The organism is Streptomyces sp. NPDC008139, assembly GCF_042957025.1.
Taxonomy (GTDB): domain Bacteria; phylum Actinomycetota; class Actinomycetes; order Streptomycetales; family Streptomycetaceae; genus Actinacidiphila.
In genome coordinates, this window is sequence record NZ_JBIBHM010000002.1 from 137,947 (window position 1) to 150,574 (window position 12,628).

Below are 12,628 nucleotides of genomic sequence, written 5' to 3' on the forward strand. Positions count from 1 at the left end.
CCGCAATACCACGCTGACCTGTGGAATTGCCGCATGTCGAGCGCGACACGCTGCCGGATGCCGCCAGAAGTGACGGGCTGTCAGCAGGCGCGGAGCCCGGCCGCCGGGTTGCCTCGAAAGCGCGAGTACGGATTTCCCCCGCTGCGGTGCACCGGCATCCGCGTCCGGACTCGCTGGAGGATCACTCATGCGTTCGATCAACACGCTTCTGGGCACCGCCGTTCTCGGTGCGAGCATCGCGCTGGCCGCTCCGGCCGCTCACGCCGCCGCCGCGCTGCCGCAGACCACGGCCGAGTGCGCCAAGGCGGTGGCCGCCGCCGACAAGGCGCAGGCCGACTACGACGCCGCGCTGGCGGACTACAAGAAGCAGGTCGCGGCGGGCGGCCACCCCGGCACCGCCGAGCAGGACAACCTCTCCGCGCTGGAGAACCAGGTCAACGTCACGGCCTCCGACGCCTCGCGCGTCTGCCCGGACGCCAAGGTCCCGTCCGGCACCGTGCACACCGGCATCGGCAGCACGAGCGAGGGCGGCAACACCACCGAGATCGCGCTCGGCGCCGGTCTGCTTGGTGTCGTCGGCGCGGGCGCCCTCGTGCTGCGCCGCCGCCGCGCCGGTGGCCAGGTCTGACGAAGGTCCGACGCGAGGTCGCCGACGCGGGCCGCGCAGGCCTGACGCGGTCCTGGTCACAGGCCGCCACGGCCTGGTCGGCCCGCCGCGGTCGCACCCGTGCCCCGTACCCCGTGGTCGTACCGCGCGGTGCGGGGCCGCGCCCCGGCGCCTGCTTGCCGCCTCATCCCATTGGCCGCGTCGCCCGGCAGCCCGAGCCGCCTCCCCCGTACGTGACGTCAGACAGGCAAACCCCGTGGACCACAACGCCCCCGCAGGCAGCGGCCTGCTCCGCCGTATCGCGCTGACCGTGCTGACGACGGTCGCGGTGTCCGTCGGGATCACCCTGATCGGCAACGGCGCCCAGTCGCAGACGCCCCCGCCGCAGCCGGGCGCCGCCCAGGCGTTCGCGGCGCAGGACGACACGCCGAGCCCCGCGCCGACGCGGCCCGGCGTCCCCGCGATCACGGTGCTGCCGCCCTCGGCGCCGACCGAGGTCCGGATTCCCTCCATCCGCCTCGACGCCCCGGTGACCGGCCTCGACCTGCGACAGGACGGCCACCTCGCCGCGCCGCCGGACGACAACCGGAATCTGGCGGGCTGGTACCGGGGCGGTACGGCGCCGGGAGCCGTCGGCACCGCGATCCTCGCCGGTCACGTCGACACCCGGCAGGGCTCCGCCGTCTTCTACAACCTCGGCGCGCTCAAGAAGGGCGCCGCCGTCGAGGTGGGCCGCCAGGACGGCCGTACCGCCCTGTTCACGATCGACGCCATCGAGGTCTACGCGGCCAAGGACTTCCCGAACAACAAGGTCTACGGCCCCGCGTCCCGGCCGGAGCTGCGCCTGATCACCTGTGGCGGCGGATTCGACAAGAAGCGGCAGCAGTACCTGGGCAATGTCGTCGTCTACGCCCACCTGACCGGGGCCCGCCTCTGAGACCGTGACGTGCCCGGCGTACCTGCTCCGACGTACCGGCCGATACCGGCGTACCTGCTCCGACACACCGACCGACACCGACGCACCGAACGTTCCGACGTACCGAACGACACCGATCGAGGAGTGGCTGTGGCCAAGGCATATCTGGTGGGAAGCGGAATCGCGTCGCTCTCGGCGGCGGCGTTCCTGATCCGCGAGGGCGGATTCACGGGCTCCGACATCGTGATCCTGGAGGAGCAGGACCGCGAGGGCGGCAGTCTGGACGCGGCGGGCACGCCCGAGAGCGGCTACACCATGCGCGGCGGCCGGATGTTCGAGGTGCACTTCGACTGCACCTACGACCTGCTGTCCTCCGTCCCCTCCCTCGACGACCCCACCAAGTCCGTCACCGAGGACACCTTCGCCTTCCACGAGGACTTCGCCTGGAACGACCACGCCCGGCTGGTGGACGCCGAGGGGAAGGTGATCGACGCGCACTCGATGACCTTCTCCGAGCGCGACCGGCTGGAGCTGGTGGCGTGCGTGGCCACCCCGGAGAGACTGCTGGACGGCAAGCGCATCGCGGACTGCTTCCACGAGGAGTTCTTCCACACCAACTTCTGGGCGATGTGGTGCACCACCTTCGCCTTCGAGCCCTGGCACAGCGCGATCGAGTTCCGCCGCTATCTGAACCGCTTCGTGCACCTGTTCAAGTCCTTCGACAGCATGTCGGGGATCTACCGCACGAGGTTCAACCAGTTCGACTCGATCGTGCGCCCGCTGATGAAATGGCTCGCCGATCAGGGCGTCGTCGTGCAGTTGGGCACCCGCGTCACCGATCTGCGGCTGGCGCCGGGCGACGAGCTCACCGTGGAGGCCATCACCTGGGTGCGCGGCGGCGCGACCGAGGAGACGGCGGTCGGTCCCGACGATTTGGTGATGGTCACCAACGGTTCGATGACCGCGAACTCCACCCTCGGCGGCACCGACACCGTGCCCGCCCTGGACACCACGAGCACCGCCGGGTCCTGGGCGCTGTGGGAGACGCTGGCCGCCAAGCGCCGCGGGCTCGGCGACCCGAAGGTGTTCGACTCCTCCGTCAAGGACTCCACCTGGGAGTCGTTCACGGTCACGACCAAGGACCCGCTCTTCTTCAAGCTGATGGAGGAGTTCAGCGGCAGCGAGGCGGGCAAGGGCGGCCTGATCACGTTCAAGGACTCCAAGTGGCTGCTGACCATCGTCCTCAACCACCAGCCGCACTTCCGTGAGCAGCCCGAGGACACGTACGTCTGGTGGGGTTACGCGCTCTTCCCCGACCGGGAGGGCGACTTCGTCGGCAAGCCGATGGCGCGGTGCACCGGCCGAGAGATCCTGGACGAGGTCCTTCAGCACCTGCGGTTCGCCGAGCGCCCGCGCATCCTGGACGACTCGATCGTGATCCCGGCGATGATGCCGTACATCACCAGCCAGTTCCTGGTCCGCTCCGCGGGCGACCGCCCCCAGGTCGTCCCCGAGGGCTCCACCAACCTGGCCTTCATCGGGCAGTACGCGGAAGTGCCCGACGACGTCGTCTTCACCGTGGAGTACTCGGTGCGCACCGCGTGGACCGCCGTGGCGGGACTGCTCGGTCTCGAGCGGCAGCCTCCGCCGGTTCACAAGGGCGGGCACGACCCGAAGGTGCTGATCGAGGCGGTGCAGACGCTCCACCGCCGCTGACGCCGCTGACGCCGCTGACGCCGCTGACGCCGCTGACGCCGGTCAAGCGGGGCCGGGCTCGCGCTGCGCGTCGTCCAGGGCGCGGAGGTGTTCGAGCGCGGGGACGGCGGCGGCCAGCGCCGCCGCCTCGTCGGGGGGCAGCCGGTCGATGAGCCGGGCGAAGACCTCGACACTCGACCGGCGGCGCTCGGCCAGATAGTCCAGGCCCGCGTCGGTGAGGGCGACCAGCACCACCCGCCGGTCGGCCGGGTCGCTGCGCCGCTCGACCAGGCCCGCCCGCTCCAGGGAGGTGACGAGCGCGGTCACCGACGGTTGGGTGACCCCCTCGATCGCGGCCAGGTCGGTGATCCGGCGCGGGCCCGTCCGCCGCAGGGTGCCGAGCGTCGAGGCCGACGTCAGGCTCACGTCCCGGCGCGAGTGCCGGACGAGCGTGGAGACCAGCGCGTACACCGCGTCGGCGGGACCGATCGTGCCGTCGTCGGCGTGATCCGTGCTGGTCACGGCTGTGGATCGGCTCATGTGCCGCAGCATAGCCGCGGCCGTGAGCGCACGTCCATTGACCGTCTATATAGATGGTCGATACAGTTGGTCTCCTCTGACGAGAGGAAGGCCCATGACGCACACGGCGCACGCGAAAGCCGTCGAGACGCCCAGCCCGTTCCGGCAGCCGAAGGCGGTCTGGGCGGTGGCGTTCGCCTGTGTGATCTCCTTCATGGGCATCGGCCTCGTCGACCCGATCCTGCCGTCGCTCGCCTCCAAGCTGGAGGCCAGCCCGAGCCAGGTGGAACTGCTCTTCACCAGCTATCTGGTGGTCACCGCGGTCGCGATGCTGGTCACCGGCTGGGTCTCCAGCCGCCTGGGCGCCAAACGCACACTGATCACCGGACTGGTGCTGATCGTGGTGTTCTCCGCCGTCGCGGGGACCAGCGGCAGCATCGGCGAGATCGTCGGCTTCCGGGCCGGCTGGGGCCTGGGCAACGCCCTGTTCATCGCGACCTCGCTCGCGGTCATCGTCGGCTCGGCCAGCGGCGGATTCAGCGGCGCGATCGTGCTGTACGAGACCGCGCTCGGCGTCGGCATCGCCTGCGGGCCGCTGCTGGGCGGCCTGTTGGGCAACATCAGTTGGCGCGGCCCCTTCTTCGGCGTCTCCGTCCTGATGCTGATCGCCCTGGTCGCCACCGCCGTGCTCGTCCCCCCGACGCCCCGGCCCGACCGGCCCTCCTCCCTCAGCGAGCCGATCAAGGCACTGCGCCACCGCAGCCTGGCCACCACGAGCGTCACCGGTCTGCTCTACAACTGGGCCTTCTTCACCATCCTCGGCTACGCCCCCTTCCTGATGGACCTGTCGCCGCTGAAGCTGGGCGCAGTCTTCTGCGCCTGGGGCGTGCTGGTCGCCCTCTTCGCCGTCTTCGGCGCGCCGATGCTCAAGTCCCGCTTCGGCACCGCCCGTACGCTCTACGCGACCATGCTGCTGATGGCGGTCGACACCCTGGTCATCGGTGTCTTCCCCGACCACAGGGCCGTGGTCATCGGCGCGACGATCGTCTCCGGCGTCTTCATCGGCACCAACAACACGCTGGTCACCACCGCCGTGATGAGCATCGCCCCGGTGCCGCGCCCGGTAGCCTCGGCCACGTACGGATTCGTCCGCTTCATCGGCGGCGGTCTCGCGCCCTTCGTCGCGGGCAAGCTGGTCGAGCACTACAACGCGCACGTCCCGTTCGTCCTGGGCGCGGTGGTGGTCGCGGCCGGCGCGGCGGTCCTGAGCACCGTGCACCGCGCGCTGGAGGAGGCCGACCGGGGGGAGTCGCACCCGGTCCCGTCCCCCGACCGCGCCGCCGCGGAGGCCGCCGTACGCGACACCCCGGCACTCCCCGAGGAGGCGGTCCTCGCCGAGGTCGCGCTGAGCGAGGACCGTATCCTCGACACCCCGAGCACACGCCGCGGCGCCCAGGAGTGAGGACCGGCGTGCCGTAGCGAGAACCGCCGCCCGGCTTCATGCGTGTCCCGCGTGCGATCTCCGTCACTCGCGCGGGCATTGTCCCCACGGCGCGGGCCGGTTACCGTGATTGCTGTTTTCCGGTAGGACCGACGCGAGTGAGGGGACGGGCATGCGCAGCGCACACGACAGCGGCGGCACACCCCGCCCCGGCGGGTCCTTCCAACTCCACGTGGCCAGGCGCCACGTCGACCTGCTGCGCGTGAGCAGCGCCCTGTGTCCGGAAACCCTCCCGGCCCGCTGACCGTCCAGGTGCCCGCAGGTCCGCACGTCCCGTCAGGACGTCGACCCCGCTTCCCGCACGGCGGCGCGTAGCCGTTCGCCGACGCGCGCCCGCACACCCCCGCGCACTCGCCCTCCCCGCCGCCGTTCCCCGACGTCAACCCGCCCGCCGCACCGGGCCGTTGACGCCGTACGCGCGCTGCCGCGACCGCACATCCAGACGGGAAGCACCGACCATGGAGCACCAGGACACCTTCCAGCGCGTACGCGCTGTGCCCGAAGACCCGCCACCACCGGCCGAACCGGGGAAGACCCGCGCGCCGCGCGCCCTCGACAGCCGCCCCACGGACGACGAACTGCTCGCCGCCAGGCTCGTACCCCTGCGCAGGCCGGGCCAATGGGTCTCCGCGCTGGTCCTGTTGGTGCTGTTCGCCATGCTGGTGCACACCCTGCTGACCAACAAGCGGTTCCAATGGGGCACCGTCGGCGACTACTTCCTGCGCGGATCGATCCTGCACGGCCTGGAACTCACGCTGTGGCTGACGGGCGCCGTCATGGCCAGCGGCTACCTCCTCGGCATCGGCATCGCCGCGATGCGCCTGTCCCGCAACCCCGTCCTGCGCGCCCTGAGCTTCGGCTACGTCTGGCTGCTGCGCTCCGTCCCCCCGCTGGTGCAACTCCTCTTCTGGTACGAACTCGCCTCGCTGTACCCGCGGATATCGCTCGGCATCCCCTTCGGCCACGAATTCGTCACCGTCAAGACCGCCCACCTGTTCAGCGGCATCCTCGCCGCCTACGTCGGCCTCACCCTCGACGTGGCCGCCTTCTCCTCCGAGATCGTCAGGGGCGGCATCCTGTCCGTCGACCCGGGACAGAGCGAGGCCGCGCAGGCGCTCGGCCTCGGCAACGGCCGGATCTTCCGCAAGATCGTGCTCCCGCAGGCCATGCCCGCGATCATCCCCGCCTCGGGCAACCTGCTGATCGGCATGCTGAAGGCGACCTCCATCGTGAGCGTCATCGCCGTCCAGGACCTGCTGTACTCGGCCCAGTTGATCTACAACCAGAACTTCCTCATCATGCCGCTGCTGCTGGTGGCCACCGTCTGGTACGTCATCCTCACCACGCTGCTGTCGATCGGCCAGTTCTACGTCGAGCGGTACTACGCGCGCGGCAGCGGTCGCGGTGGCGGCGGTGGTCCCAAGCGCGGCTTCTGGGAGGTCACCCGCGCCAACATCCCGGTGTTCGGCCGGACCAGGACCGACCTGGCGGGTCTGTCATGACCGGCGACGGACGTCCGCTGGTCAGGATCCGCGGCCTGCGCAAGAGCTTCGGCACGCAACTCGTCCTCGACAGCGTTGACATGGATGTCCACGAGGGCGAGGTGACCGTCCTGCTCGGCCCCTCCGGCTCCGGAAAGTCCACGCTGCTGCGCTGCGTCAACCACCTGGAGCGGCCCGACGCGGGCTTCGTCGAGGTCGGCGGCGACATGGTCGGCTACCGGCCGGGCCGCGGCCGACTGCACGAACTGCGCGCCCGCTCGATCACCCGGCAGCGCGCCCATGTCGGCATGGTCTTCCAGCAGTTCAACCTCTTTCCGCACATGACGGTGCTGGAGAACATCACCGAAGCGCCGGTCGCGGTGCGCGGCGTGCCGCGCAAACAGGCGGCGGTCCGGGCGCGCGCCCTGCTGGAACAGGTCGGGCTCGGAGGGCGCGAGGACTCCTACCCCCGGCAGATGTCCGGCGGTCAGCAGCAACGCGTCGCCATCGCCCGCGCGCTCGCGATGGAGCCGAGACTGCTGCTCTTCGACGAGCCCACCAGCGCCCTCGACCCCGAACTCGTCGGCGACGTCCTCGCTGTGATGAAGGACCTCGCGGTCAGCGGCATGACGATGATCGTCGTCACCCACGAGATCGGCTTCGCCCGCGAGGTCGCCGACACCGTCGCCTTCCTCGACGGCGGCCGGATCATCGAGTCAGGGCCGCCCGCCGACGTCCTCGCCGACCCCCGCCACCCCCGGGCGCGGTCCTTCCTCGCGGCCGTCCTGTAGCGCCGGTCCCGCATCGCCCCCCGCACTCCTCCAATTGACGCTCGCCGTCGAGCGGTTCACGCCAGGCCGCACACACCTGCCCGCACTCGTCTCGACCCCGCTGCGAAAGGCACCCCCGTGACCACCGAAAGACGCCCCGCCCGCCGTCTCCCGCGGCCGGCCGCCGCCACGCTCACCGCCGTCATCGGCCTCGCCCTGCTGGCCGCCTGCGGTGACTCGTCCGACGACTCGGGCACGCCGAAGTCCCGGGCCGCCGGCGCCACCTCGTCGTCGTCCGCGTCGGCCGGATCGACCGCCATCCCGACCGAGGACGTCGTCTCGGGCATCGCGGCCGACCCCGCGCTGACGGCGGAACTGCCCGCCGCGGCGAAGAGCAGCGGCACGCTCACCCTGGGCACCACCCGCGCGCCGGGCGTCACCGGCCTCCCGCACGGCGGCGAGAGCGAGGACGGCACGCCCATCGGCCTCGACGTCGACCTGCGCAACGCCGTCGGCAAGGTGCTCGGCATCACGTGGAAGGTGCAGTACGGGACCTTCCCGACCGTCATCCCCGGTGTGCAGAACGGCCGGTACGACGTCGGCCAGGACAACTTCGGTGTCACCAAGGCCCGCGTGGAGGTCGTGGACTTCGCGACCTACCTCAACGACGGCCAGTCCTTCCTCGGCGCCGAGGACGTGCCCGTCGACTCGGTCACCCAGCTCACCGACCTCTGCGGGCTGACCGTGGCGACCAGCCCCGGCTCCACCTTCCAGCAGATCCTCACCGACGGCGCCTCGAAGTGCTCGGGCGCCGGGAAGAAGCCGTACAAGGTGCAGTACTTCACCGACTCCGCCCCCATCTTCCTGGGGCTGGCGAACGGCAAGGTGGACATCTACTTCGGCCCGACGCTGGCGCTGAAGTACGACGCCACGCATGTGCCCCACACGAAGTACCTCGGCCAGATCAGCACCACGCCGGTCGGATTCGTGACGGCGAAGGGCTCACCGATCGGCAAGGCGCTCAGCGACGCCGTGAACAAGCTGATCGCCGACGGCGCCTACGCGAAGATCTTCGCGAAGTGGGACGTGCCTGGCACGGGCATCACCACGTCCGAGGTCAACCCGGCGGCCACTTTCTGAGCCCCGTCGCCCTCCGACCGCGCCCGCCTCCGGCGGCACCCGGACCCCGCGCCCCAGCGGCACGGGGTCCGGGCCGCGCGGCCCCGCACGACGATCACACCGGCCGACCTCCGCGTGCTACGGTCCCGCGAAGTCCCTTCGCCCCATGAGGATTTCCATGCCGTATCAGCCGCGTGCCGCGTATCGCGCGACGACCGCCTGACGCTGCTCGTTCTTCGCGATCTTGCTCTTCTTGGCCATCAGACCTTCTCCCCGCGGGCGCGCAGCCGGGCGACGGCCGCCTCGACGCCGATCCGGTCGACGGTCTTGATGCCCTTCGCGCTGAGTGTCAGCCGGACGAAGCGGCCCTCGGAGGCGAGCCAGTAGCGCTTGCGCTGGATATTGGGGTCGAAGCGGCGCGGTGTGCGCCGATGGGAGTGGGAGATGGCGTTGCCGAAACCGGGCTTGCGCCCGGTGAGCTGGCAGTGGGCGGACACGGTGCCTCCAGGGCGGTTGCGGACTCGCGAGGGCCCGCGACGGCCCGGACGACCGCCGCCGATGCCCCGGCGACCGGACTCACCGTACCTTAATGGAAACGAATGTCATTACGCCGACTGCCCGGACTGCCTTTGTTCGGGACGCGGCAGTGCGCCCCGAAACGCGTCGTGGCCCGGCCTCCGGAGTCACCGGAGACCAGGCCACAGGGGAACGGGAGGCGATCAGGGCTTACGGGCGACCGCTCCGTACATCGCGATCTGCTCGTCCCGCACCGCGGGGTCGACGGAGTCGTCCGGCCGCCAGCGGTGCACCTGCGTGATGCCCGGCTCCACCAACTCCAGGCCCTCGAAGTACGCCTGCGCCTCGCTGAGATTCCGCAGCCGCATCGGCATGCCGCGCGCGGTGTACTCGGCGTTCACCCGCCCGACCTCCTCCGGCGCGAAGTCGTCGGTGCCGATCGACATCGCGAGGTAGCTGCCGGACGGCAGCGGGTCCAGCAGGCGGTGGACGATGCCGAGCGGGTCGTCCTCGTCCATGATCAGGTGGACGATCGCGATGAACGTCAGCCCCACCGGCTTGCCGAGGTCGATGGTCTCGCGGAACTGCGGCGAGCCGAGGATCGCGGCGGGGTCCCGCATGTCCGCCTCGATGTACTCGGTCCGCCCCTCGGGGGTGCTGGACGACAGGCCCGCCGAGAGCGTGAGCACGATCGGGTCGTTGTCCACGTACACCACCCGCGACTCGGGGGCGATGGACTGCGCGACCTCGTGCACATTCGGCCGGGTCGGTATGCCGGTGCCGATGTCGACGAACTGCCGGATGCCCGCCTCCTGCGCCAGGTAGCGCGTGGCGCGGTGCATGAACTTCCGGTTCTCCAGCATGTGCGGCACGATCGACGGCCACACCTCCACCATGGCGTCGCCCGCCTCGCGGTCGGGAGGATAGTAGTCCTTGCCGCCGAGGATGTAGTCGTACACCCGTGCCGGGTGCGGGTTCTTGGTGTCGATACGGTCGGCCGGCCAGCCGTTCTCGGGCACGCGGTCCTCCGGATTTCCTTGTCGATGTGCGGTGGTGCCGCTCGCGCGGCCTGGCGTCACTGCTGGAGCAGGAAGTCGGCGTCGCCCGCCTTGGTGCCCCGGATGAAACTCTCGATCTCCCGGCGGTTGTAGATCAGCGCGGGGCCGCCCGGATCGGTGGACTGGCGCAGCGCCACCCGGCCGTCGGGCAGCTTCATCGCCTCGACGCACGCTCCGCCGGCATCGTCGCTCCACGGCTTGTGCCAGCCGAGGGGCCCGAGGTCGGCGGCACTCATGCCGTTGCGAATGTGATCCACGTCAGAGCTCCTTGCGTAGGGCACCCAGCAGTGCCTTGGTCTTCTTCTCCTGCGCCGCCTGGGCGGCGAGCCGGTCCATGGCCTCGCGGTACGCGGCGACCTCGTCCTGCTTGTCGAGGTAGGTCGACCCGATCAAGCCGCCGAGATAGACGACATCGGGCAGTTCCGCGGCCTCGAACCGGAAGAGCTGGAAGGCCCCCGCGCGGGTCGCCGGGTGCGGCCCGTTGGCGAAGGGCATCATCTGAAGGCGTACGTTCGGCAGTTCGCCGATCTCCAGCAGATGGTCGATCTGAGCGCGCATCACCTTCGGTCCGCCGACCGGCCAGTGCAGCACCGTTTCGTCCATCACCGCCCACAGCAGCGGGGGTTGGGCGCGAGTCAGGATCTGCTGCCGGGTCAGCCGCAGGGCGACCCTGCGGTCGATGTCCTCGGCCGACGCCTGCGGGTCGCCCGCGGTGAGCAGCGCGTGCGCGTACTCCTCGGTCTGGAGCAGGCCGGGGATGAACTGCGCCTCGTACGCGCGGATGTGGACCGCCGCCTGCTCCAGGCTGAGATAGGCGCCGAACCAGTCGGGCATCACGTCGCGGTAGGTGTGCCACCAGCCGTGCTTGTTGGCCTCTCGGGCGAGTTCGAGGAAGGTCTCGATTTCGGCCGTTTCCGTGATGCCGTAGGTGCGCAGCAGCTTCTCGACGTCGGACAGCCGCAGCCGTGCCACCTTGGCCTGTTCCATCCGGCGGATCGTCGAATGGCTCACCCCGATGACCTCACCGGCCTGCTCGAATGAGACGCCGGCGCGGGATCTGAGCTCCTCCAACTGGCGTCCCAGTATCATCCGCAGCACCGTAGGAGGGCCGCCGCCCCACCCATTGTCGGTGGCCGCCATTGCTACCTCCCCGTGCGAATGTTCAGTGCTCGCCGCAGTGTGCCATGTTGCCCCGCAGTCTCCCGCCACCCTGGCTCATTCTGCGAATTGCACTTTGTGGCTTGCGAGTTGAGGGTAGCAGCACCATAGTTGGAGTCGACGGCGTAGCCGATCACCATGATGACTACGTTGTCAGGAACCGCCACGCGCCCGGTCGTCCTCAGCCGTCGTCATCGCGGAAGCACCGACACAGGCAATGACGCCGATGGTCGAGCCCGGCAGCGATGCCGCCGAGCGCGCAACCGCGACCCCACATACGCGGCCCCCACGAGAGGTGACGGCCATGGCAGCATTAACGGGTCTCCGAACCCCCCCGATCACGTCATCGCGCCCGAGCGGCGATGTGTACGCCGTCTTCCGTCTCGCCGCCCACCGGACCTCCGTGAGCGCCGCCCGCCACGAGGCCCGCGCGGAACTCGACCGCTGGGGCCTGCCCGAGGCCGTCTGCGACGACATCGTGCTGGTCGTCTCCGAGCTGGTCACCAACGCGATCGTGCACAGCCTCAGCGACAGCGTGACCTGCCATCTGCGCGGCGGCGGCCCCGAGGTCTACGTCGAGGTCGGCTCCCAGGGGCGCAGCGCGTCGCGGCACGACGCCCGGCCGCCGGACGAAGGGGGCCGCGGGCTGGTCGTCGTGGAGGCCCTGAGTACGACCTGGGGGATCAACGTCCCCTCACCCGGCGCCGGTTGGACGGCCTGGGCCACCTTCACCGTGCCCGTCGCCCCGGCCGACGACGCGTCGGCCACGTACTCGGAGGACCCCCGATGAAGCGTGTCCCCCCGGCCGGCCGTCGCTCCGCCCTGCCGCTCCGGAGCACCCGCCTCGACTGGCTCGCCCCGCGCGTGGGCGGGACTCCCGCCGCCAGGGAACGTATCCATGTCCCGACCACCGCAGACTTCCCGCCGGGACTGGCCTGCGACGTGGTCGAGACGTCCGCGGAGCACGGTATGCGGATCCTCGGCTGCCTGCCCAGCGCCGGCTGCGTCCTCACCAACGGACGGCAGTGGTCGTGGATCGTGCCGACCGGCTCCGACATCGACGTGGAGTGGCCGTCCTCCACCCGCTACCTGGTCGACGCGGCCGTGCTGGTGCCCGCGTACGAGACGCTGCCCGACGCGTCCGGCGGCCACGACGTCATCCACCTGCCGGACCAGGCCGTGCCGTACACGCACCCGATCCTGCTGTACTTCGCGGCCTGCTGCATCGCCGGGGTGCAGCCCGCGATGACCGTCGAGTAGCGGCCCCGCCCGGCGGCCCGGAACGGCA

The 12,628-nt window shown here is 70.6% G+C and carries 15 protein-coding genes and 1 pseudogene; 10 read left to right on the forward strand and 6 right to left on the reverse strand.

The features are described from left to right. Positions 1–187 precede the first annotated feature (187 nt). The 3 genes from ACFZBB_RS04480 (at position 188) to ACFZBB_RS04490 (ending at position 3,239) form a co-directional block, all read left to right on the forward strand. The gene (locus ACFZBB_RS04480; RefSeq protein WP_391117740.1) at positions 188–628 is read left to right on the forward strand and encodes a hypothetical protein; all 441 of its coding nucleotides are present in this window, start codon (positions 188–190) and stop codon (positions 626–628) included. Between the two features lie 235 nt (positions 629–863). Continuing rightward, positions 864–1,544 (forward strand): class F sortase, encoded by a 681-nt coding sequence (locus ACFZBB_RS04485; RefSeq protein WP_391117742.1) that lies wholly within the window; start codon positions 864–866, stop codon positions 1,542–1,544. Positions 1,545–1,667: 123 nt separating this feature from the next. Further along, on the forward strand, positions 1,668–3,239 hold the full coding sequence (locus tag ACFZBB_RS04490) for an oleate hydratase (protein WP_391117744.1): 1,572 nt from the start codon (positions 1,668–1,670) through the stop codon (positions 3,237–3,239). A gap of 42 nt (positions 3,240–3,281) precedes the next feature. Here ACFZBB_RS04490 and ACFZBB_RS04495 read toward each other — a convergent pair whose 3' ends face one another. After that, positions 3,282–3,758 (reverse strand): MarR family transcriptional regulator, encoded by a 477-nt coding sequence (locus ACFZBB_RS04495; RefSeq protein ID WP_391117746.1) that lies wholly within the window; start codon positions 3,756–3,758, stop codon positions 3,282–3,284. A gap of 94 nt (positions 3,759–3,852) precedes the next feature. Here ACFZBB_RS04495 and ACFZBB_RS04500 point away from each other — a divergent pair, with 94 nt between their 5' ends. From ACFZBB_RS04500 to ACFZBB_RS04520, 5 genes are all read left to right on the forward strand, one after another. Beyond that, on the forward strand, positions 3,853–5,199 hold the full coding sequence (locus ACFZBB_RS04500; protein ID WP_391117748.1) for an MFS transporter: 1,347 nt from the start codon (positions 3,853–3,855) through the stop codon (positions 5,197–5,199). Positions 5,200–5,350: 151 nt separating this feature from the next. Next, positions 5,351–5,482, forward strand: coding sequence for a putative leader peptide (locus ACFZBB_RS04505; protein ID WP_391117750.1), 132 nt, complete (start codon positions 5,351–5,353; stop codon positions 5,480–5,482). A 214-nt stretch (positions 5,483–5,696) separates the two neighbouring features. Further along, positions 5,697–6,740, forward strand: a complete 1,044-nt coding sequence (locus tag ACFZBB_RS04510; protein WP_391117752.1) for an ABC transporter permease subunit — start codon at positions 5,697–5,699, stop codon at positions 6,738–6,740. 17 nt (positions 6,741–6,757) lie between these two features. Further along, positions 6,758–7,510 carry an ATP-binding cassette domain-containing protein gene (locus ACFZBB_RS04515; RefSeq protein ID WP_391118463.1) on the forward strand — a complete coding sequence of 251 codons (753 nt, stop codon included), beginning with the start codon at positions 6,758–6,760 and terminating at the stop codon, positions 7,508–7,510. A 117-nt stretch (positions 7,511–7,627) separates the two neighbouring features. Further along, positions 7,628–8,629 (forward strand): transporter substrate-binding domain-containing protein, encoded by a 1,002-nt coding sequence (locus tag ACFZBB_RS04520; RefSeq protein WP_391117754.1) that lies wholly within the window; start codon positions 7,628–7,630, stop codon positions 8,627–8,629. 171 nt (positions 8,630–8,800) lie between these two features. Here the strand turns inward: ACFZBB_RS04520 and ACFZBB_RS04525 are convergent. The 5 genes and pseudogenes from ACFZBB_RS04525 to ACFZBB_RS04545 all read right to left on the reverse strand — a co-directional run. Next, a pseudogene (locus ACFZBB_RS04525) lies at positions 8,801–8,869 on the reverse strand (30S ribosomal protein S14); the annotation flags it as partial. Further along, entirely contained in the window at positions 8,869–9,105 is a 237-nt protein-coding gene (rpmB, locus tag ACFZBB_RS04530; RefSeq protein ID WP_355345697.1) for a 50S ribosomal protein L28, read from the reverse strand. The gene rpmB and the pseudogene ACFZBB_RS04525, both read right to left, overlap by 1 nt. Positions 9,106–9,327: 222 nt before the next feature. Continuing rightward, positions 9,328–10,143, reverse strand: a complete 816-nt coding sequence (locus ACFZBB_RS04535; protein ID WP_391045445.1) for an SAM-dependent methyltransferase — start codon at positions 10,141–10,143, stop codon at positions 9,328–9,330. Between the two features lie 56 nt (positions 10,144–10,199). Continuing rightward, positions 10,200–10,439 carry a DUF397 domain-containing protein gene (locus tag ACFZBB_RS04540; RefSeq protein ID WP_391117756.1) on the reverse strand — a complete coding sequence of 80 codons (240 nt, stop codon included), beginning with the start codon at positions 10,437–10,439 and terminating at the stop codon, positions 10,200–10,202. A 1-nt stretch (position 10,440) separates the two neighbouring features. Continuing rightward, the gene (locus tag ACFZBB_RS04545) at positions 10,441–11,322 is read right to left on the reverse strand and encodes a Scr1 family TA system antitoxin-like transcriptional regulator (RefSeq protein WP_391117758.1); all 882 of its coding nucleotides are present in this window, start codon (positions 11,320–11,322) and stop codon (positions 10,441–10,443) included. A gap of 322 nt (positions 11,323–11,644) precedes the next feature. Between ACFZBB_RS04545 and ACFZBB_RS04550 the strand changes: the two genes are divergently transcribed. Next, positions 11,645–12,130, forward strand: a complete 486-nt coding sequence (locus ACFZBB_RS04550) for an ATP-binding protein (RefSeq protein ID WP_391117760.1) — start codon at positions 11,645–11,647, stop codon at positions 12,128–12,130. Further along, positions 12,127–12,600 (forward strand): hypothetical protein, encoded by a 474-nt coding sequence (locus ACFZBB_RS04555; RefSeq protein ID WP_391117762.1) that lies wholly within the window; start codon positions 12,127–12,129, stop codon positions 12,598–12,600. The genes ACFZBB_RS04550 and ACFZBB_RS04555 overlap by 4 nt, the downstream gene beginning before the upstream one ends. Positions 12,601–12,628: the final 28 nt, after the last annotated feature.